Genomic DNA, 20,792 nt, shown 5'->3' with positions numbered 1-20,792 from the left:
TTATCGACGTTAAGGTGCGGGATGGGGATCGCTCGGCTCGTCTGTCGGCTGCTATCCGCAGATATCATGTTGACGGTCCCTCCACCCTGGCTCCTACATACCGCGTAGGAGCCGGGAGGAACATACAAGCCCATGCTCGGCCGCTTTTCAGTAGATCCACGCCATGCGTGGATGAAAGCATGAAGCAAGCCGAGCATGGGCTCGGCTCTACAGTGGAGCGGGCACAAAAAAACGCCGGGCAGTGCCCGGCGTTTCTCCAATTCATGTGCCAACCAAGGTTGGCACTCACGAGTCAGTTTCATGCGCCAACCCAAGGTTGGCACCCACCGGTCAGGTGGCCGATCAGCTGGCCAGCGCCAGGTCGTCCATCATCGCGCGCAGGAAGCGGGCAGCTTCACCGCCGGTGGCTGCGCGGTGGTCGAAGGTGACCGACAGCGGGATCACCTTGTGCGCTTCCACGCCGCCCATCACCGGGGTCATCTGGTGGCGGGCACGGCCGGCACCGACGATGGCCACGCACGGCGGCACCACGACCGGAGTCGCGTAGCGGCCGGCAAACATGCCGAAGTTGGACAGCGAGATGGTGTAGCCACTCAGTTCCGACGCCGCGATCGAACGCGATTCCACCTGCTCGCGCAGGCGGTTGACGCCTTCGCGGATGCCGCGTGCGTCGAGCATGTCGGCATTGCGCAGGGCCGGCACGAACAGGCCGTCGTCGGTGTCCACGGCGATGCCGATGTCCACCTGCGCGTGCAGGGTGCGGGTCAGTGCTTCACCGTCGAACCAGGCATTCATCGCCGGTACCTTCTGTGCGGCAACGACGATGGCGCGCACCAGGCGGGCGGTGACGTCGTTGCCCGGCAGCCAGGCGTGGATGTCGGCGTCGTCGTTCAGCGTGGTCGGCACGACCTTGCTGTGCGCATCGGCCATCACGCGGGCCATGTTGCGGCGCACGCCCTTCAGCGGTTCCGGCTGGCCCTTGGCGACCACGCCCGGCGGCTGGGTGCGCATCGGCTTGCCGGCGGCAGACAGCGGGGTCCGGGCTTCGCTCTGCACCGGTGCGGACACCTGCGCCGGGACCGGCGCGGCATATGCAGCGGCAGCGACCGGCGCCAGAGCAGCCCCGAGCTTGGCGCTGCCGTTGGCGGCGGCCTGCTTGACGTCGGCCATGGTCACCGCGCCATCGCTGCCGGTGGCGGCCACGCGGCTCAGGTCCACGCCCAGCTTGCGCGCCATCGCACGCACGGCCGGCACAGCCTTGACGCCACCGACGGCCAGCGCCTGTTCGGCATGCACGGCATTGGAGCTCTGCATGGCGCCGACCACGGTACCGGCATCATCGCGCTCGGCCGCGGCGGGCTTGGCGTCCTCGGCGGCAACCGGAGCGGCCGCAGCCGGCAGCGGCGGCGGAGTCGGTGCGGCCATCGGCGCCGCCGGTGCGGCGTGACCATGGCTGTGGCCGGTGTCCTGGCCATCAGCGCGCTGCGGCAGGTTCGGGTCCAGCTCGAAGCTGGCCAGTACCGAGCCGGTCGGGATGACGTCGCCGGCGCCGCCGGACAGCTTCAGCACCTTGCCGGAGAACGGCGAGGGCACTTCCACCACGGCCTTGGCGGTCTCCATCGAGACCAGCGGCTCGTCCAGCTTGATCACATCGCCTTCCTTGACGAACCACTCGACGATGGTCGCGTCCGGCAGGCCTTCGCCCAGGTCGGGCAGGTTGAAGTTCTTGGTCTGGCTCATTTGCAGTTCTCTTCCAGCAGTTCCAGTTCGCGGGCCGGCAGCCAACCCGTCGCGCCATTGGCGCGCTCGGACCACCACCACCCGCCGTGTTCGTGATGAAGCTTCACCATCTCGCCGCTTTCCACATCCAGCTCGCGGGCGTCGTAGTCGCACAGGGCTTCGGCGCGACCCTCGTCCAGCAGCTGCAACCAGGCGATGGGCGCCCATCCAGCGCGCCCATCGTTGGTGCGTACCCAGGCAAACGCCGGCCATTCCTCGTCACGGACACCTACTTCGACGATCTGGCCGGTGTGGAACCGGAGCGGGTTGGGATACTGGCTGCGGTAAGCCCCCAGAAGGCGGGCCCGCATGTCAGCCGGCCGCCACCGCGCGCTTGGCCGCCGCCACGATCCGCTCAACGCTCGGCAGGTACTTCATTTCCAGGCGGAACAGCGGAATGTGGGTGTCGTAGCCGGTCACGCGCTCGACCGGGGCCAGCAGGTCGTAGATCGATTCCTCGGCCAGGCGCGCGGCGATCTCGGCGCCGAAGCCCGCGGTCTTCGGGGCCTCCTGCACGATAACGCAGCGACCGGTCTTGGCCACCGATTCGGCGATGGTGGCGAAGTCCAGCGGGCGCAGCGTGGCCACGTCGATGACTTCGGCGCTGATGCCTTCGCCGGCCAGCTTGTCGGCCGCTTCCAGCGCTTCCTTCACCTGCGCGCCCCAGGTCACCAGGGTCACGTCGGTGCCGTCGCGCAGCACGAAGCAGACGTCCAGCGGCAAGGCTTCGCCATCGTTGACGACCACTTCCTTGTACTGGCGGTAGATGCGCTTGGGCTCCATGTAGATCACCGGATCCGGCTCGCGGATCGCGGCCAGCAGCAGGCCGTAGGCACGCTGCGGCGACGACGGCAGCACCACGCGCAGGCCCGGCACGTTGGTGAAGATCGCCTCGTTGGCTTCGCTGTGGTGTTCCGGCGCGCGGATGCCACCGCCCCACGGCACGCGCAGCACCATCGGGCAGTGCAGGCGGCCACGCGTGCGGTAACGCAGGCGTGCGGCGTGGCAGACGATATGGTCGACCATCGGGTACATGAAGCCATCGAACTGGGCTTCGGCCACCGGCTTCATGCCCTGAGCGGCCAGGCCGATGGTCAGGCCGGCGATGGTGGTTTCGTCCAGCGGGGTGTCGAGGATGCGGTCCGAGCCGAAGCGCTGCTGCAGGCCGGCAGTGGCGCGGAACACGCCGCCGTTGACGCCCACGTCTTCGCCCAGCACCAGCACCGACGGATCGTGTTCCAGCTCCCAGGCCAGCGCCTGGGTGATGGCTTCGATGAGGGTGATCGGGGTGGTGGTCATGCTGTCATCTCCGCGCGCGACCGCAGCGCTGTCGGCGGCGTTGGTGTGCGCGCCGGGCGCGCCGTTCTTGATCTCATCCATGGCGCTTCTCCAGGGCGATCGCCTGGGCACGCTGGGCCAGCAGGTCCGGCGGCGGATCGGCATACAGGAAGTCGAACATCGCCTCGACCGGCTGCACCGGGGTGTTGAGGTACAGGTTCACTTCCTCGTCCACGCGCGCGCCGCACTCGGCGACCCAAGCGGTTTCCTCCTGTTCGCTCCACACACCGGCGTTGATCAGGTACTTGCGCAGGCGCAGCATCGGCTCGCGCTGCCAGGCATCCTTCACTTCGGCATCGTCGCGGTAGCGGCGCGCGTCATCGGCGGTGGTGTGGTCGGACAGGCGGTAGGTCATCAGTTCCAGCACGGTGCCACCGTCGCCGGCCAGCGCACGTTCGCGCGCCTGTTCCATTGCCGCCAGCACCGCGATCAGGTCGTTGCCGTCCACCTGCAGGCAGTGCAGGCCGCCCGCCAGGCCCTTCTGCGCCAGCGTTTCGGCACCGGTCTGGGCCGAACGCGGCACCGAGATGGCCCAGCCGTTGTTGACGATGCACAGGATCAGCGGGAGCTTGTAGGCGCCGGCCGAATTCAATGCCGCGTAGAAGTCGGTCTTGGAGCTGCCGCCATCGCCACACACGGCCACCGCGATCTGCGGTTCCTTGTTGAGCTTGAACTTCAGCGCGGCACCGGCGGCATGCAGGCACTGGGTGGAAATCGGCACGCAGAACGGGAAGTCCTTGGCCGCGTTGCCGCCGTAATCATTGCCGCGTTCGTCGCCGCCCCAGTACATCAGCACGTCGTGCGGGCGCACGCCACGCATGAACATCGCGCCATACTCGCGGTACGAAGGCGCGAACACGTCGTCCTTCTGCATCGCAGCGCCGATACCCACGTGCGCGGCTTCATGGCCCAGGCAGGCGGCATAGGTGCCGAGCTTGCCGGTGCGCTGCAGCGCGATGGATTTGCTGTCGAACGTGCGTACGAACAGCATCTGCTTGAACAGCGGTACCAGGACCTTGGGGTCGCGCAGCGACGCGGGCAGGTCATCGCGGACGAGCGTGCCGTCCGTGTCCAGGTACTGCAGGTATTCGATCTTGAATTCAGCGGCAACCGTCATTGCGTACTGCACCTTCGACAGAGAAGTTACAAATGATATGAATCGCCATGTTAAGGAACGCGTACGGAATAGCCTTCCTGCGCCGCAACACGGAGATTCCCCGTTTTACCCCTGCCGGCGGGTGGGGGGCCAATAACAACAACGTATTCAGTCGTTGCTGCAAAGCATCAGAATACGCCTCTGGCTGACCGCCAGTACAACGGCCTGGACGGTTCCACGCGCAGGCCCGGGATCGGCCGATGCTCCACGGCCAACCGCACGCTCCGGTATGGACCCGGCGGCTGCCAGCGCGGCGGCAACGCGCTACCCTTGCCGCCCCCGATCTGGTCCCGCCCATGTCCGTCGACAACAACCAACGCGATCTCGAAGCCGGCATCCACACCGACCTGCAGGGCCGCCTGACCTATGGCGGTTACCTGCGGCTGGACCAGCTGCTCAGCGCGCAGCAGCCGCTGTCCAACCCGCCGCACCATGACGAGATGCTCTTCATCATCCAGCACCAGACCTCGGAGCTGTGGCTGAAGCTGCTGGGCCACGAACTGCGTGCCGCGATCGGCTTCCTGCAGCGCGATGAAGTCTGGCAGTGCCGCAAGGTGCTGGCGCGCAGCAAGCAGGTGCTGCGCCAGCTGACCGAGCAGTGGTCGGTGCTGGAAACGCTGACCCCGTCCGAATACATGGGCTTCCGCGACGTGCTGGGCCCGTCTTCGGGCTTCCAGTCGCTGCAGTACCGCTACATCGAGTTCCTGCTGGGCAACAAGAACGCGCAGATGCTGCAGGTGTTCGAGCACGACCCGGCAGGGCAGGCGCAGCTGCGCACCGTGCTGGAGGCGCCGAGCCTGTACGAGGAATTCCTGAAGTACCTGGCCCGCTTCGGCCATGCTGTCCCGGCGGTCTACGAGGCCCATGACTGGACCCAGCCGCACGTAGCCGACGACGCACTGCAGCCGGTGTTCGAGCGCATCTACCAGGACACCGACCGCTACTGGCGCGAGTACGCGCTGTGCGAGGACCTGGTGGATCTGGAGACGGCCTTCCAGCTGTGGCGATTCCGGCACATGCGCACCGTGATGCGGGTGATCGGCTTCAAGCGCGGCACCGGCGGCTCGTCCGGCGTGGGCTTCCTGGCCAAGGCGCTGGAACTGACCTTCTTCCCCGAACTGTTCCAGGTGCGCACCAGCCTGCAGGCCGCGCCCCCGGCAGAACTGGGCTGACCCCCATTCAGCTTGGACCCCGGCCATTGGCTGGATCGTTTCAGATGCAAGTTCAGCGAGCAGGACGGCACCTGCCTCAAACGGCGTGTATTTGACGTGAACGCCACAAGTCGGTGATCCTCGCGCGTTGCTCCAACTGCACAGCGGACGTGCTCGTCATCCACCGAACCAGGAAATCCGCATGAGCGTAAACGCCACTGCGAACACCCCAGAGCCGGCGCTGCCGGACTTCAAGACCACGCTGGGCCACCCGCGCCCGTTGTGGATGCTGTTCATGACCGAGTTCTGGGAGCGCTTTGCGTTCTATGGCATCCGCTGGGCCTTGGTGCTGTACATCGTTGCCCAGTTCTACAACGGCAGCGCTGCCGGTGAAGGCGACGCCAGCCGCATCTATGGCGCCTACCTGGCCCTGGTGTACGCCGCGGCGATCTTCGGTGGCTACGTGGCCGACCGGGTGCTGGGCTACCAGCGCTCGATCCTGACCGGCGCGATCATCATGGCCGCTGGCCTGTTCATGATCTCGCTGCCGCAGGAGCACATCTTCAAGCTCGGCCTGGCCACGATCATCGTCGGAAACGGCCTGTTCAAGCCCAACATCTCGACCATGGTCGGCAAGCTGTACGGCCTGAAGGACGAGCGCCGCGACTCGGGCTTCACCATCTTCTACATGGGCATCAACATCGGCGCGATGATCGCCCCGGTGCTGACCGAGTACCTGGCCCGCAAGGTGTTCGGTACCGATGCGATGCCGTCCTACAAGGTCGTGTTCATCGCTTCGGGCGTGGGCATGCTGATCTCGCTGGTGTGGTTCTACATCGGTCGCGCCGGCCTGAAGGGCATCGGCGCACCCCCGGCCGGCGCTGAAGGCTTCGGCCGCATCATCATGGTGCTGGCCGGTGCCGTGGTCGCCATCCCGGTGGCCTACTTCCTGCTGGCTACCGGCGCCACCGCGCTGGCCTGGATCCTGGGTGCGATGTTCACCGCGCTTGCCGTGCTGCTGCTGGTGGAGGGCATCCGCGAGGGCAAGGTGCAGCGCGACCGCGTGATCGCCATGCTGATCATCTTCGCCTTCAACGTGATGTTCTGGATGTTCTTCGAACAGGCCGGCAGCTCGTTCACCTTCCTGGCCGAGAACATCGTCAACCGCCAGTTCGGCGACTGGACGTTCCCGACCGCGTGGTTCCAGTCGGTCAACTCTGTGGCGATCATCACCCTGGCCCCGGTCATCGCCTGGATCTGGGTGGCCATGGGCCGCGCCAATCCGTCCATTCCGCGCAAGTTCGGCCTGGGCCTGCTGTTCAACGGCGCCGCCTTCGCCCTGCTGATGTTCGCCCTGTCGCAGATGGTCGTGGACGGCAAGATTCCGTTCTGGACCCTGTTCATGGTCTACGTCATCCAGTCGGTCGGTGAGCTGTGCCTGTCGCCGATCGGCCTGTCGATGGTGACCAAGCTGGCCCCGGTGCGCCTGGTCGGCTTCGGCATGGGTGGCTGGTTCCTGTCCACCGGCATCGGCAACAACCTGTCGGGCATCTTCGCTGGCGTGGTCAGTGGTGAAGGCGGCATGACGGTCGAGTCGGCCCTGAAGGGGTATACCTTCGGGTTCTGGGCCCTGATCGGCTCCGGCGTGGTGCTGTTCCTGATCGCCCCGCTGATCAACAAGCTGATGCACGGCGTCAAATGATGATGAGAGGGTAGAAGGCATGCGTAGCAGGCTCGGTACTGCGGTAGTGGTGATCTGTGCGGCGCTGATCGGCGCCTGTTCGCAACCGCAACCGCCTGCCACCGCCGAGCCCACGCAACCCCTGGATACCCGACCCACCGAGCCACCGGTCGCTGACCCCAGCGAACCGGTGGCCTCGGGCAACACCCCGGTGGCGGCAGACATTGCCGCCATCGCCGGGCTCGGCGCGCAGTTCGACCCGGCCCGCGACCCCGCCGATGACCTGGCCACCGCCAAGGTGGAAGCCCAGCGCGGCAAGAAGCGCATCCTGCTCGAGATCGGCAACGCCGCCTGTGAGCGCTGCCGGGCGCTGGACGAAATGGTCGAGGGCAACGGCGACCTGCGCCGCTTTCGCGACGCCCACTACGTGTGGGTGAAGGTCAACGCCAGCGACGAACAGCCCAACACCGCCTTCTTCGCCCAGTTCCCCGAAATGGAGCGCGACTATCCGCACCTGCTGGTACTGGACGCCGATGGCAGCCTGCTGGTGTCGCAGGCGACTGCTGAGCTGCGCAAGGGCGAAGCCTTCCAGCCTGCACGGGTGAGCGCGTTCCTCAAGCACTGGGCACCCGACAAACCGGAATAGGGTAGTGCCGGCCGCTGGCCGGCATGCTCTGGTGGGTGCCGACCGCTGGCCGCCAACCCCGGTGGGTGCCGACCGTTGGTCGGCACAGAAGTGCATCCACGCCCGCGCGAATCTACTGCGCGCGCCGTCACACTCTTCGAATCGGCGTCTCAACTTCACTGCATGTACGCCGTTACCGGCAAGGACCTCGGTCGACGCCTCGTCGACGCAACCTACCGGAACGCCCATGCACAGCGACCACGCCGAACGATTGGCCGAACCTGCCAGCCACCTGGCCGAGGGTGGGGCCGGCGAGGGCGTGACTTTGCCGGCGCAGGAAACCCTGTTGGACGACGCCGGCACCGGCGAGGAAACCGTCGAACTGGCCCCGCCCCGCCACCGCCTGCCGCAGATCGCGCTGCCCGACAACGTGGTGTTGAAGGGCGCTGTGCAGAAGCTGGTCGAACAGAAGGCGCGCCTTGATGCGATGGCCGCCGAAGGCCAGCTGGCCGGGCTGCTGCCGCCGGAATGGCAGGGGCACGGCGCGCGCGCGATCGAGCTGTCCACCTTCATCCAGGGCGTGCTGCCCTTCCTGCAGACCGGGGAGCGTGGCGAAACCGCGCCTGCCCGTCTGCCGGTGCGGCACGTGCTGGGGGATGACAGCCGATGGGGCCTGGAGGATGTTGCCGAACCCAAGTCGCTGGCCTGGTACCTGGCCAGTGACGAGCGCGCCACGGCCGGCAGCAAGGACGTCGCCGAGGCGTATCTGGTGGGTGCGCTGGGCCTGGCGTGGATGCAGGAAGGCCGCAGCCGCCCGGGCTTCCTGCGCGCGATGGGCCAGGACAGTCTGGCCGCGCGGGTGACCATGCTGGGCTATCCGCCGGCCAACGAACTGGCGCTGTACAACGTCACCGCGCACGGCCAGCCGCAGATCTGGTGCGTGCACGGCCACCGCCGCATGCGGCCGCTGGTGGCGCCGTGGCTGAGCGTGCCGCTGCTGACCGCCTACGGCGTGCCGGCGCCGGTGGCGTGGCCGGCCACGTTCCCGCCGGTGGAGGCGGTGGCCGAACTGCTGGCCAGCGCACGCCTGGGCCGCGCGCTGCCCGAAGTGGACCTGGCCAAGGCGGTGGCGAAGATCGCCGAGGACGCCGCCTCCGACGCCTGGCAGCCGGTCAGCCTGCTGCAGCTCAACACCTGGTCGCCGCGCTGGCACTTCTTCCTGGGTACCTTCGTCGGCCTGCCCTCGCTGCTGCTGGTGGCGGCGGCGCTGGCGCTGCCGGGGGCGGTCGAAGCGGCCACGGTGGCCGCCTCGCTCGGCTTCGCCGGCGGCGCCATCGCGGCGCTCGCGGTGCCGTGGATCCATGCACGCCGCAAGCACCTCAGCTGAAAAAGGGGACGGAGGGGATTAAGTCGCTTTGAGCACACCTGTGCTGATTGCGGCTTAATCCCCTCCGTCCCCTTTTTTCTTTCAGACCCCTTGGCCCATCCGCTCCAGGCCTTCGCCGGCCAGGCGCAGGATCAGCTTTTCCAGCACCTGCTCTTCCTCCTCGCTCAGCACCGACATCAGCTTGCGGGTGATCTCGATCACCATCGGTGCGATGGTCTCGTACACCTCGAAACCGGCGGCCGACAGCGCCAGTACCGAGCGGCGGCGGTCGTCGCCATGCGTCTCGCGCTTGATGAAGCCGCGCTCCAGCAGGCGGGCCACGGCGCGGCTGACCGCCACCTTGTCCATCGCCGTGCGGTCGGAGACCTCGCTGGCCGAGGAACCCGGGTACAGCGCCAGGATGGTGATGACCCGCCATTCGGGAATCGCCAGACCGTAACGATCGCCGTATAGCTTGGCGATGTTGCCGCTGACCCGGTTGGACAGCACGCTCAGCCGGTACGGCAGGAACTGTTCCAGGTCGAGCAGGACGTGCGAGGCACGCAGGCGGGTCGAGGCGGGATCGGGGCTCATGTTGCGGTGCACCTTGCTGGTGGTTTCAAGTGTAACTATAAGGGGGAGGTCCAGACCCTGCATTCTCGCCGGGTCCCTACCTGCCCGCACCTGGTTTGTACCGATGCGGTACCGATTCGGAGCCACGCCATGAATACCGCAGTCCCGACTACCTCGCACCCCAACCCCGGCATGCAGGTCACCACCTTCGAGAACCCGATGGGCATCGACGGCTTCGAGTTCGTCGAATTCGCCGCCCCGGCCGGCCGCGGCCAGGAGCTGCACGAGTACTTCCGGAAGATGGGCTTCAGCGCGGTGCTCAAGCACAAGCAGCGTCCGATTACCGTCTATCGCCAGGGCGACGTCAACTTCCTGGTCAATGAAGACCCCGATTCGTTCGCCGCCGACTTCGCCGAAAAGCACGGTCCGTGCGCCTGCGGCTTCGCCATCCGCTTCAAGAAGCCGGGCCAGGAGGTCTACCAGACCGCGCTGGGCAACGGCGCCGAAGCCATCGCCTTCAAGCCGGACAGCAAGGCGGTCAGCGCGCCGGTCATCAAGGGCATCGGCGACTGCATGCTGTACCTGGTCGACCGCTATGGCAGCGCCGGCAGCATCTACGACGGCGACTACGAGCCGATCGCCGGTGCCGACCTGCACCCGGTGGGCTTCGGCCTGACCTTCATCGACCACCTGACCCACAACCTGTACTTCGGCAACATGCAGCAGTGGTCGGACTACTACGAGCGCCTGTTCAACTTCCGCGAGATCCGCTACTTCGACATCAAGGGCCTGAAGACCGGCCTGGTGTCCAAGGCGATGACCGCGCCGGACGGCATCGTGCGCATCCCGCTGAACGAATCGTCCGACCCGAAGAGCCAGATCAACGAGTACCTGGACGCGTACAAGGGCGAGGGCATCCAGCACATCGCCTGCTTCACCGAGAACATCTACGAGACCGTCGAAGCGATGCGCGCGCAGGGCGTGGACTTCCTCGACACCCCGGAGACCTACTTCGACGTGATCGACCAGCGCGTGCCGAACCACGGTGAAGACGTGCCGCGCCTGGCCAGGAACAAGATCCTGATCGATGCCGATCCGGAAACCCATCAGCGCAAGCTGCTGCAGATCTTCACCCAGAACTGCATCGGCCCGATCTTCTTCGAGATCATCCAGCGCAAGGGCAACGAGGGCTTCGGCGAAGGCAACTTCACCGCGCTGTTCGAGAGCATCGAGCGCGACCAGATCCGCCGCGGCGTGCTGTAAGGTCTGCAGGCAATGTCGGCTTCCGGTCGACATTGCCTGTCCGAATGGTAGTGCCGGCCGCTGGCCGGCAATCTCTGGAGTTCCCATGTCCCCCGCCATCACCGCCCGTGGCTACCAGTCCGGCTTTGGCAACGAGTTCGCCACCGAGGCCGTCGCCGGCGCGCTGCCGGTCGGACAGAACTCACCGCAGAAGGTGGCCCACGGCCTGTACGCCGAACAGTTGACCGGCACCGCCTTCACCGCGCCGCGCGGCAGCAATCGCCGCAGCTGGCTGTACCGGATCCGCCCGGCGGTGACCCATGGCGAGTTCACCCCGTTCGCGCAGTCGCAGCTGCACTGTGATTTCGGCGCACAGCCGGCCTCGCCGAACCAGCTGCGCTGGAGTCCGCTGCCGCTGCCGGAGTCGCCGACCGACTTCGTCGAAGGCCTGTACACGATGGGGGGCAACGGTTCGCCCGATGCGCATGCTGGCGTGGGCATCCACCTCTACGCTGCCAACCGCGACATGGTCGGCCGCTACTTCTACAACGCCGACGGTGAGCTGCTGATCGTGCCGCAGCTGGGCGCGCTGCGCCTGCTGACCGAGCTGGGCGTGATCGAGATCGAGCCGCAGCAGATCGCAGTGATTCCGCGTGGCGTGCGGTTCCGCGTGGAGCTGCCGGACGGCCCCAGTCGCGGCTACATCTGCGAGAACTACGGTGCGCTGCTGAAGCTGCCCGACCTTGGCCCGATCGGTTCCAACGGCCTGGCCAATCCGCGCGACTTCGAAACCCCGCACGCCGCATTCGAGGATGTCGATGGCGATTTCGAGCTGATCGCCAAGTTCGAGGGCCGCCTGTGGCGTGCGCCGATCGACCATTCGCCGTTGGACGTGGTGGCCTGGCACGGCAACTACGCGCCGTACCGTTACGACCTGCGCCGCTTCAACACCATTGGCTCGATCAGCTACGACCATCCGGACCCGTCGATCTTCCTGGTGCTGCATTCGCCCAGCGACACGCCCGGCACCAGCAACATGGACTTCGCGATCTTCCCGCCGCGTTGGCTGGTGGCGCAGAACACGTTCCGTCCACCGTGGTTCCACCGCAACATCGCCAGCGAGTTCATGGGCCTGGTGCATGGCGCCTACGATGCCAAGGCCGAAGGCTTCGTGCCGGGCGGCGCGTCGCTGCACAACTGCATGAGCGGCCACGGCCCGGACGCACCGACCTTCGACAAGGCGTCCAATGCCGATCTGTCCAAGGCGGACGTGATCAAGGACACGATGGCCTTCATGTTCGAGACCCGCGCGGTGATCCGCCCGACCGCACAGGCACTGGCCGCCGGCCACCGCCAGGGCGATTACCAGCAGTGCTGGAACGGCCTGCGCAACAACTACCGCTGACCCGGAAAAGGGGACGGAGGGGATTAAGCCGCAATCAGCGCACGTGTGCTTGAAACGACTTAATCCCCTCCGTCCCCTTTTTTCTTCAGGCCACCTCGGCGAACGCGTCGCAGTGCTCCAACGGCAGCGCCTCCAGCAGGCGTTGGCGTACACGCTGGCAATAGCCCACCGAAGTCAGTCCGGGCAGCATCTGCATCGCTGATTGCAGCACCTGCAGTACGTCGCTTTCCGCGCGGGCCTGCTGCAGGTCGCGGAACAAGGCCGCCGCCTGCGGGTGGCGTTGCATTTCCAGGATGCCCAGCACGTAGATGCGCGCAGCCACCAGCGAGCGGCGGCGCTCGCCCGCTGTGGCCGCCGCTGTGGCAGGTGTTGCCGGCGGCGGCGGTGGCGGGGCTGCGGCACCGGTACCGGTGCTCAGGTAGCCGGCCTGCACCAGCTGGATGACCATCGCGGGCGCATCCTGGCCGAGCAGGACGGTCAGGTCGGTGATGCTGCGCTGGCCGTCGCACAGGATCAGCAACCGGCGCTGGCGCATGTCCAGCGGCGCGCGGTGGGCCTGCAGCGCGGTTCGGGCGAGTTCGGTCTTGCGCGGTTGCATGGAAGGGACAGCCAGGTCGGTGCACGCCGAGCCTGAACGAGGGCGATGAAACCGCGATGACAATGCAGCTTCTGCACGCGCGCTGCGCTAGCGTGCAGCTACCTTCGTGCCAGGGAACCGCACCGATGAAGCACCTCCCGATTGCTGGTCTGTTGCTCCTTTCGCTCGCCGCCTGCAGTGGCGGCCCGGACAAGCAGGGCGCCGCCGGCAGCGGCAGCGACACCCCGGCGGAAACCGCCTCGGCGACCGGTCCCGCCCAGTCGACGGATCCTGATCTGGCGGCCCGCCCGGCGAACGACCCCCGCAAGGACAGTCCAGCCCGCCTGGACGGCTTCGCTGGTGCGAAGCTGGGCACCGGCATCGCCGAAGTCCGCAGTGGTTTTGGCACGCCACTGCAGGGGCTGGGCACCGATGCCGCCGGCAAGCCGCTGCCCGCCGACGACGGCAACGACGGCTGCTACTTCCTGCGCCCGCAGGATGCTGAGGACCCGCGGCTGATGATCGAAGGCCGCAAGCTGGTGCGCTACGACGTGCGCAGCGCCACCATCACCGCACCGGGCGGCGGCAAGGTCGGCATGACCCTGGGCGAGCTGCAGGTGCTGTATCCCGAGCGCGCTGACGTCGGTCCCGACAAGTACGACGAGAAGGCCCAGCACCTGCGCGTGCGGCCGGCGCAGGAGGGCGGGGCAGTGATCGACTTCGCGCTCGGTGCCGATGGCCGGGTGGGTGCCTGGCGGGTCGGGCAGACCCCGCAGGTCGACTATGCGGAAGGCTGTGGCTGATCCTTGATCCACCGCCCAGCCATGCGCTCGGGCCAAGCGTAGAATCGCGCCACCACTGCTGGGGAGTGCTCGATGATCGCCATTGCCATTGCCTGGTTCCTGCTCGGCCTGCTGCTGCTGGCACTGGGCGGGGACTCCATCGTCAAGGCCGTCTCTGGCCTGGCCCAGCGCTTCGGGGCCAGCCCGTTCACTGCCGGGCTGCTGCTGCTCGGCGTGACCACCTCGTTGCCGGAACTGGCGGTCAACGCACGTGCGCTGGCGGTCGGCCAACCGGAGCTGGCACTGGGCAATGCAGTGGGCAGCAGCATCGTCAATCTGGGTTTGACCCTGGCGGTGGCCGCCATCGCCGCGCCCCTGCTGCTGCGCGCGCGCCTGCAGGCGGTGCTGTGGTGGTCGCTGCTGGCGGCCGGCGTGCTGCTGATCCTGTTCGGTCTGGATGGTCGCCTGGTGCGCTGGGAAGGCGGCGTGCTGGTGGCGGGCTTCATCGTCATGCAGGTGCTGTTGCTGCGCCGCAGCCGCGTCGAGAGCGCCGAGGTGCAGGCAGCCATCGCCGAATCCGCGCTGAGCCGCACCAGCCTGCCGTTGAACGTGCTGCGCGTGCTGATCGCCGCACTGACCCTGTACTGGGGCGCGCGCCTGGTGGTGGGTGCTGCCGCCGACTTCGGTGCCGCATTGGGCTGGACGCCGTTGCTGGTCGGCCTGTTGCCGGTGGCGATCGGCACCGCACTGCCGGAGGTGGCCACCGCCATTGCCGCCTCGCGTCGCGGGCATGGCGACATGGTGCTCGGCCACGTGCTGGGTTCCAGCGTGGTCAATCTGCTGCTGGTGATCGGTGCGATGGCGGTATTGCAGCCGTTGGCCTTGCCGGCCTCGTTCGTGCGCCTGGAACTGCCGGCGCTGTTGGCGTTTGCGCTGGTGCTTTACCCGATGCTGCGCGGCGACCTGAAGATCAGTCGTGGCGAAGGCGGGATACTGCTGGTCGCGTTCGTAGGCTGGTTCGTGCTGGAACTGCTGCTGGTCGGCGCACCGGCGCTGTAGAGCCGAGCCCACGCTCGGCTGCTGTTCGTGCCGGCCAGCGGTCGGCACCTACCGGTTCTGCGTGGTTTCTTCTTCCCGCACCGGTTCCGGTGGCGGCAGCTGCTCCTCGGCGGCACGCTCGTTGCCCGGCAGGCTGGGGCGGGTCTCCATCAGCAGCGACAGCGCGGCCTTGGCCATCATGTGCGCGCTGATCGGCGCGGTGATGAACAGGAACACGGTGATCAGCAGCTCGCGCGGCTGCGGGTCCTGGCCGAGGAAGATGTGGTAGCAGACCGAGCACACCAGCACGCAGCCCACCCCCAGCGTGCTGGCCTTGGTCGGTGCGTGCAGGCGCTTGAAGAAGGTGGACAGCTTCACCAGGCCCAGTGCGCCGACCAGGATGAAGAAGCAGCCGAACAGCAGCAGGATCGACAGAACGATCTGGATCACGGTGATCATTCGACGATGTCCCGGCGCAGCACGAACTTGCTCAGCACCACGGTGCTGCCGAAGCCGAGCATGGCGATGATCAGCGCCGCCTCGAAGTAGATCGGCGAGTTGAGGTACATGCCGAACAGCATCAGCTCAGCGATCGCGGTCACCGACAGCGTGTCCAGCGCGAGGATGCGGTCGGGCACGGTCGGCCCGCGCAACAGCCGCCAGGTGGCCAGCAGCATCGCCAGGCCGACCACGTGCATGCACACCACCAGGGTGGTCTGGATGACTTCAAAACCGGTCATGGGAAGATCTCCATCAACGGCGCCTCGTAACGGCGCTTGATCGTATCGATCAGGTCCTGCGGGTCCTCCAGGTGCAGCACGTGCACCAGCAGGTACTTGCGGTCGTCGCTGAGCGCGGCCGAGACCGTGCCCGGGGTCAGCGTGATCATGCTGGTCAGCGCAGCGATGCCATGGATGTTGGCGATGTCCAGCGGCAGCCAGATGAAACCGGGGTGGATGTTCTTCTCCGGCCCCAGTACCTGCAGGGCGACACGGATGTTGGACATCAGGATGTCCCACAGAGTCACGCACACCAGCCTGGGCAGCGGCCGCAGCGTACCGATGCGCGCGAACTCGCGGTCCAGGCGTGCAGCGAACAGCGGCACCACCACGCCCAGCAGCAGGCCCAGCACGATCTGGCCGAGGGTGAAGCTGTCGGACATCAGCAGCCAGAACGCCACCACCATGATGCTGAGCATCGGCGACGGAATCAGGCGACGGAACAGGGAGCGCTGGGCAGTCATGGCTGGCGGATCTCCGGCGTGGTCGCGCGCAGCTGCTGCACGTACTCGCTGGGGTGCAGCAGCTGTGCGGCGGTGGCGTCGGTGTAGCGCATCAACGGTGCAGCGGCCAGGGTCATGCCGATGCCGTAGGCCAGCAGCAGGCAGGCGGCATAGAGCTCTACCCGGCGCAGGGGAGCCTTGCGCGGCTTCGGTGCCTCCGGATCAATCGGTGGCACGCGCCAGAACAGGCGGATGCCCCCCCGGGTCAGGCCCATGATCACCAGCAGGCTGCTGACCAGCACAGCGGTCCAGACCGGGGCGGTGTACTGCGCCGGCATGCCGGCCAGCAGCGCGGCCTTGGCCAGGAAGCCGGACAGCGGCGGCAGGCCGGCCACCGACACCGCGCCGATCAGGAACAGCACGGCGGGCGTCTCCTTGCCCGGCATCGGCGCGACCACTTCCTTGCGGTCGCTGGCGCCACCACGGCGGCGACGGATCAGGTCGGCAACCAGGAACAGCGCGGCAGCGACGAAGCTGCTGTGCGGCAGGTAGTACAGGCCCGCCGAGAGCACCTGTGGCGTGCCCACCGAGAAGGCGATGAACAGCGTGGCCGCCGACACGATCACCAGGTAGGAGATCAGCACGCGCAGGCGGGTGGCGGCCAGCGCGCCGAGGCCGCCCAGCACCAGCGTCGCCACGCCGGCCCACAGCAGCCAGTCGCGGCCATAGCCGGCCATCGCGCCGGCATCGTCGCCGAACCACAGCATCTGGATGCGCAGCACCGAGTACAGGCCGACCTTGGTCATGATCGCGAACAGCGCCGCCACCGCCGCCGGTGCGCGCGAATAGGCTTCCGGCAGCCACAGGTACAGCGGCATCAGCGCGGCCTTGGCGCAGAACACCAGCAGCAACAGGCCCATGGTCGCCTTCACCAGGGTCAGCTGTGCCGGCGGTACCTCGGCGATGCGCTGCGACAGCTCGGCCATGTTCAATGAGCCCAGCGAGGCATACAGCAGGCCCAGCGCGACCAGGAACAGGGTCGAGGCGGTGACGTTGAACACCACGTAGTGCAGGCCGATGCGCATGCGCAGGCCGCGGCCACCACTGAGCAGCAGGCCGTAGGAGGCGATCAGCATCACCTCGAAGAACACGAACAGGTTGAAGATGTCGCCGGTCAGGAACGCGCCGTTGAGGCCGACCAGCTGGAACTGGAACAGCGCATGGAAGTGCGGCGCGCGGCGGTCCCAGCCCGAGCAGGCGTGCAGCAGGCAGGGAATGGCCAGCAGCAGGGTGGTCAGCAGCATCCACGCCGACAGCCGGTCGGCCACCAGCGCGATGCCCAGCCGCGACGGCCAGTCGCCAAGCAGGTAGACGTTGATTTCACCACTGGCAGTGGTGGCAAACAGCAGGCCGACTGCCAGCGCCAGCGCCGAAAGCGCGGTCCAGGCCACCGCCCGCTGCACCCTGGGGCCATAGCGGCGGTGTTCGACGAACAGCGACAGCGCGGCACCCAGCAGCGGAATCAGGATGGGCAGGATCACCAGATGGTTCATGCGCGGTCCTCGCCCTGGCGCGGCGGCACGCTTCCATCCTGGAGGTCGTCATCCGGCTCGTGCGCATCCACGTGGTCGCTGTGGTTGTCGCTGCGGCTGCGCATGGCCAGCACAATGCTCACCGCGGTCATCGCGAATGCGATCACGATCGCGGTCAGCACCAGCGCCTGTGGCAGCGGGTCGGTGTAGTTGCCCAGGTGGCTGTCCACGCCTTCCTGCAGCACCGGCGCCTTGCCCAGCACCACCCGGCCGCCGGCGAAGATCAGCAGGTTGGTGGCGTAGGACAGGAAGGTCATGCCGAGGATCACATCGAAGCTGCGTGCACGCAGCAGCAGGTAGATGCCGATGGCGGTCAGCACGCCGATCGCGGTAGCCAGGGCCAGTTCCATCAGTGCATCTCCCCGGTGCGGGCCGAACGGCGTTGCAGGTCGATCTCACCCTTGCGGGCGGTGCGGGTACGCGACGGCTTGATCGTGCCCATCATCGACAGCATCAGCATGGCGCCGCCGAACACCACCAGATAGACGCCGATGTCGAAGCCGATTGCGCTGGCCAGCGGTACCTCGCCGATCAGCGGCAGGTGCAGGTCGAGATGGCCGCTGGTCAGGAACGGCACGCCGAACAGCATCGACGCGCTGCCGCTGAGCAGGGCGATCAGCAGGCCCATGCCGATGCAGCGGATGTAGTCGAAGCCGAAGCGCGACTCCACCGATGCAGTGCCCTGGATCACGTACTGGATCAGCAGCGGCACTGCCAAGACCAGGCCGGCGATGAAGCCGCCACCCGGTGCGTTGTGCCCGCGCAGGAACAGGAAGATCGACACGGTCAGGGTCAGCGGGAACATGATCTGCGCCAGGTCGGCCGGTACCGGCAGCTTGATCGGCGGGCCGGGCATGATCTGCTCCGGCGCCATCCGCGTACGCCGCAGCAGCGCATGCACCACCAGCGCGGCGATGCCGAACACGGTGATCTCGCCGAAGGTATCGAAGCCACGGAAGTCGACCAGGATCACGTTGACCACGTTCTGGCCGTAGGCCTCGGGCAACGCGCGGGCGAGCAGCTCGCCGGCCATGGTGTTCGGCGGCAGGGTCATCGCCGAATAGGCCAGCGCGCCAAGCCCGGCACCGGCGATGATCGCGATCACCGCGTCGCGGCGCTTGCGCCAGCGCGGCCGCTCCGGCCCGGACTGCGCCGGCAGGTAGTTCATGCCCAGCAGCATCAGCACCAGCGTCACCATCTCCACCAGCAGCTGGGTCAGGGCCAGGTCGGGCGCGGACAGGAACACGAAGGTCAGCGCCACCATCAGGCCGACGCCGCCGACCAGCAGCACCGCCAGCAGGCGCTGCTTGTAGATGCGCAGGGTGGCGACCGCGCAGGCCATCATCACCAGCCACAGGGCCCAGCCCAGCAGCGGAATCGGCTGCGGCGCGGTCCAGTTCGGCGAGGCTGGGTTGGCCACGAACGGCGCCGCGGCAACCACGATCGCCACCAGCACCAGGCCCAGCAGCATGCGCTGCAGGCTGCCGTTGGCGATGCCGCTGGTCAGGCGCATGGCCAGCGCGGACACAGCGTCCAGCTGGGCGTGAAACACATTGCGGCCCGTGCTGACATTGGTCACGGCATGCAGGTTGATCAGCCTGCGCAGGCCGAAGTACAGCGCCACGCCACCGACCACGCCGATCGCGCTCATCGCCAGCGGCAGGTTGAAGCCGTGCCACACCGCCAGGCTGTATTCGGGCATGGCGGTGCCGAGGATCGAGGCCGCAGCGGCATGCAGCACCGGCGCTACGGTCAGTGCGGGTGCCACGCCCACCGCCACACAGATCACCACCAGCAGCTCCACCGGCACCTTCATCCAGCGCGGCGGCTCGTGGGGCACGCGGTCCAGGTCGTGCGGGCCAGCGCCGAAGAAGGTGTCGTGCACGAAGCGCAGGCTGTACGCCACGCCGAACACGCCTGCCAGCAACGCAGCGATCGACACCGCCGTGCGCATGATGCCCGGGCCGCCGGCCGTAATCGCTTCGGCGAACAGCATTTCCTTGGACAGGAAGCCGTTGAGCAGCGGGATCCCGGCCATCGCCAGCGAGGCGATGATCGCCAGCGCGCTGGTGAACGGCATCAGCCTGCGCAGCCCCCCCAGCTTGCGCATGTCGCGGGTGCCGGTTTCGTGGTCGATGATGCCGGCGGCCATGAACAGCGAGGCCTTGAAGGTGGCGTGGTTGAGGATGTGGAACACGCCGGCGACCACCGCCATCGGCGTGGACAGGCCGAACAGCAGGGTGATCAGGCCCAGGTGGGAAATGGTCGAGTACGCCAGCAGGCCTTTCAGGTCGTGCTGGAAGATCGCGTTCCAGGCACCGATCAGCAGGGTCAGCGCGCCGATGCCGCTGACCGTATAGAAGAACAGGTCGCTGCCGGCCAGCGCCGGATGCAGCCGCGCCAGCAGGAACACCCCGGCCTTCACCATGGTGGCCGAGTGCAGGTAGGCCGAGACCGGGGTCGGCGCGGCCATCGCGTGCGGCAGCCAGAAGTGGAACGGGAACTGCGCGCTTTTGGTGAAGATGCCGGCCAGCACCAGGAACAGGGCGTACGGGTACAGCGCGCTGGCGCGGATCTGCTCGCCGGCGGCCAGCACCACGTCCAGGTCGAAGCTGCCGACGATGCGGCCGATCAGCAGCACGCCACCGAGCAGTGCCAGGCCGCCGCCGCCGGTGATCACCAGCGCCATGCGCGCGCCTTCGCGGGCGTCCTGGCGGTGCGACCAGAAGCCGATCAGCAGGAACGAGCTGATGCTGGTCATTTCCCAGAAGACCATCAGCAACAGCAGGTTGCCCGACAGCACCATGCCCAGCATGGCGCCCATGAACAGCAGCAGGTAGCAGTAGAAGCGGTGCGCGTTGTCCTGCTGGCTCAGGTAGTAGCGCGCATACAGCACCACCAGGGCGCCGATGCCGAGCACCAGCCCGGCGAACATCCAGGCCAGCCCGTCCAGGCGCAGGGTGAAGTCCAGGCCGATCTGTGGCAGCCAAGGAACCAGGGTGCGGACCACCTGGCCATCGAGCACCGCCGGGGTCAGCCAGCCGAGGATGGCCAGCCCGCCCAACGGCGCCAGTGCCGCCAGCCAGGCAGCGGTCGAGCGCGAACTACGGGGGAAGGCCGCGACAGCCGCTGCCATCAGGAACGGCAGGGCCAGCAGCAGGGGCAGGCTGGGGAGCATGCAGGGAATCCATGATTCACGAGCAGGTCAGGGAGAATAACAGGCTGCGAAATGTCGCCGAAACCCATCGAACAGCGATCAACTGCA

Annotated in this window: 20 protein-coding genes; 8 read left to right on the top strand and 12 right to left on the bottom strand. The window is 67.3% G+C overall.

Features of this window, described 5'->3' with window-relative positions:
* Positions 1–342 precede the first annotated feature (342 nt).
* From AC5P66_RS13905 to pdhA, 4 genes are read right to left on the bottom strand one after another with little or no spacing between them, the layout of a single operon-like run.
* Positions 343–1,740 (bottom strand): dihydrolipoamide acetyltransferase family protein, encoded by a 1,398-nt coding sequence (locus tag AC5P66_RS13905; RefSeq protein ID WP_099495316.1) that lies wholly within the window; start codon positions 1,738–1,740, stop codon positions 343–345.
* A complete protein-coding gene (locus tag AC5P66_RS13900) occupies positions 1,737–2,090 on the bottom strand; it encodes an SH3 domain-containing protein (RefSeq protein ID WP_005411349.1) in 354 nt (117 codons plus the stop codon). The genes AC5P66_RS13905 and AC5P66_RS13900 overlap by 4 nt, the downstream gene beginning before the upstream one ends.
* 1 nt (position 2,091) lies before the next feature.
* A complete protein-coding gene (locus AC5P66_RS13895; protein WP_005419896.1) occupies positions 2,092–3,159 on the bottom strand; it encodes an alpha-ketoacid dehydrogenase subunit beta in 1,068 nt (355 codons plus the stop codon).
* Positions 3,152–4,234: a pyruvate dehydrogenase (acetyl-transferring) E1 component subunit alpha gene (pdhA, locus tag AC5P66_RS13890; protein WP_099495315.1), complete on the bottom strand. Its 1,083-nt coding sequence runs from the start codon at positions 4,232–4,234 to the stop codon at positions 3,152–3,154. The genes AC5P66_RS13895 and pdhA overlap by 8 nt, the downstream gene beginning before the upstream one ends.
* Positions 4,235–4,569: 335 nt before the next feature.
* On the opposite strand from pdhA, the gene AC5P66_RS13885 reads away from it, so the two are divergent.
* From AC5P66_RS13885 to AC5P66_RS13870, 4 genes are all read left to right on the top strand, one after another.
* Complete coding sequence (locus tag AC5P66_RS13885) at positions 4,570–5,445, top strand: tryptophan 2,3-dioxygenase (protein WP_049415479.1); 876 nt, start codon at positions 4,570–4,572, stop codon at positions 5,443–5,445.
* 181 nt (positions 5,446–5,626) lie between these two features.
* Positions 5,627–7,126 (top strand): peptide MFS transporter, encoded by a 1,500-nt coding sequence (locus tag AC5P66_RS13880; RefSeq protein WP_005411345.1) that lies wholly within the window; start codon positions 5,627–5,629, stop codon positions 7,124–7,126.
* A 19-nt stretch (positions 7,127–7,145) separates the two neighbouring features.
* Complete coding sequence (locus tag AC5P66_RS13875; protein ID WP_049415478.1) at positions 7,146–7,751, top strand: thioredoxin family protein; 606 nt, start codon at positions 7,146–7,148, stop codon at positions 7,749–7,751.
* A 226-nt stretch (positions 7,752–7,977) separates the two neighbouring features.
* Positions 7,978–9,117 (top strand): hypothetical protein, encoded by a 1,140-nt coding sequence (locus tag AC5P66_RS13870; protein WP_495216429.1) that lies wholly within the window; start codon positions 7,978–7,980, stop codon positions 9,115–9,117.
* A gap of 81 nt (positions 9,118–9,198) precedes the next feature.
* Here AC5P66_RS13870 and AC5P66_RS13865 read toward each other — a convergent pair whose 3' ends face one another.
* Positions 9,199–9,690, bottom strand: coding sequence for a MarR family winged helix-turn-helix transcriptional regulator (locus AC5P66_RS13865; RefSeq protein ID WP_049438884.1), 492 nt, complete (start codon positions 9,688–9,690; stop codon positions 9,199–9,201).
* 129 nt (positions 9,691–9,819) lie between these two features.
* On the opposite strand from AC5P66_RS13865, the gene hppD reads away from it, so the two are divergent.
* Entirely contained in the window at positions 9,820–10,932 is a 1,113-nt protein-coding gene (gene hppD / locus AC5P66_RS13860; RefSeq protein WP_180879589.1) for a 4-hydroxyphenylpyruvate dioxygenase, read from the top strand.
* Positions 10,933–11,017: 85 nt separating this feature from the next.
* On the top strand, positions 11,018–12,316 hold the full coding sequence (gene hmgA, locus AC5P66_RS13855; RefSeq protein ID WP_049415470.1) for a homogentisate 1,2-dioxygenase: 1,299 nt from the start codon (positions 11,018–11,020) through the stop codon (positions 12,314–12,316).
* Positions 12,317–12,401: 85 nt separating this feature from the next.
* On the opposite strand, the gene AC5P66_RS13850 is transcribed toward hmgA, so the two are convergent.
* A complete protein-coding gene (locus AC5P66_RS13850) occupies positions 12,402–12,914 on the bottom strand; it encodes a hypothetical protein (RefSeq protein ID WP_099495313.1) in 513 nt (170 codons plus the stop codon).
* Between the two features lie 125 nt (positions 12,915–13,039).
* On the opposite strand from AC5P66_RS13850, the gene AC5P66_RS13845 reads away from it, so the two are divergent.
* Both AC5P66_RS13845 and AC5P66_RS13840 read left to right on the top strand, forming a co-directional pair.
* On the top strand, positions 13,040–13,696 hold the full coding sequence (locus tag AC5P66_RS13845) for a hypothetical protein (RefSeq protein ID WP_099495312.1): 657 nt from the start codon (positions 13,040–13,042) through the stop codon (positions 13,694–13,696).
* A gap of 72 nt (positions 13,697–13,768) precedes the next feature.
* The gene (locus AC5P66_RS13840) at positions 13,769–14,734 is read left to right on the top strand and encodes a sodium:calcium antiporter (RefSeq protein WP_099495311.1); all 966 of its coding nucleotides are present in this window, start codon (positions 13,769–13,771) and stop codon (positions 14,732–14,734) included.
* Between the two features lie 48 nt (positions 14,735–14,782).
* Here the strand turns inward: AC5P66_RS13840 and AC5P66_RS13835 are convergent, their stop codons facing one another.
* Genes AC5P66_RS13835 through AC5P66_RS13810 form a run of 6 tightly spaced genes read right to left on the bottom strand, consistent with a single transcriptional unit; the run spans position 14,783 to position 20,705 of the window.
* Complete coding sequence (locus AC5P66_RS13835) at positions 14,783–15,172, bottom strand: Na+/H+ antiporter subunit G (RefSeq protein ID WP_049415456.1); 390 nt, start codon at positions 15,170–15,172, stop codon at positions 14,783–14,785.
* Complete coding sequence (locus tag AC5P66_RS13830; protein WP_005411334.1) at positions 15,169–15,453, bottom strand: K+/H+ antiporter subunit F; 285 nt, start codon at positions 15,451–15,453, stop codon at positions 15,169–15,171. The genes AC5P66_RS13835 and AC5P66_RS13830 overlap by 4 nt, the downstream gene beginning before the upstream one ends.
* Positions 15,450–15,956, bottom strand: coding sequence for a Na+/H+ antiporter subunit E (locus AC5P66_RS13825; RefSeq protein ID WP_049415453.1), 507 nt, complete (start codon positions 15,954–15,956; stop codon positions 15,450–15,452). The genes AC5P66_RS13830 and AC5P66_RS13825 overlap by 4 nt, the downstream gene beginning before the upstream one ends.
* Entirely contained in the window at positions 15,953–17,488 is a 1,536-nt protein-coding gene (locus tag AC5P66_RS13820; RefSeq protein ID WP_099485907.1) for a monovalent cation/H+ antiporter subunit D, read from the bottom strand. The genes AC5P66_RS13825 and AC5P66_RS13820 overlap by 4 nt, the downstream gene beginning before the upstream one ends.
* On the bottom strand, positions 17,485–17,877 hold the full coding sequence (locus AC5P66_RS13815; RefSeq protein ID WP_049415448.1) for a Na+/H+ antiporter subunit C: 393 nt from the start codon (positions 17,875–17,877) through the stop codon (positions 17,485–17,487). Before AC5P66_RS13815 ends, AC5P66_RS13820 begins: the two co-directional genes overlap by 4 nt.
* Complete coding sequence (locus AC5P66_RS13810; RefSeq protein ID WP_049438878.1) at positions 17,877–20,705, bottom strand: monovalent cation/H+ antiporter subunit A; 2,829 nt, start codon at positions 20,703–20,705, stop codon at positions 17,877–17,879. The genes AC5P66_RS13815 and AC5P66_RS13810 overlap by 1 nt, the downstream gene beginning before the upstream one ends.
* Positions 20,706–20,792: the final 87 nt, after the last annotated feature.

The organism is Stenotrophomonas sp. YJH_SMC_122 (assembly GCF_059369535.1).
Note: the sequence above shows the minus strand (reverse complement) of the source record. Positions and strands in the feature narration are given on the sequence as shown.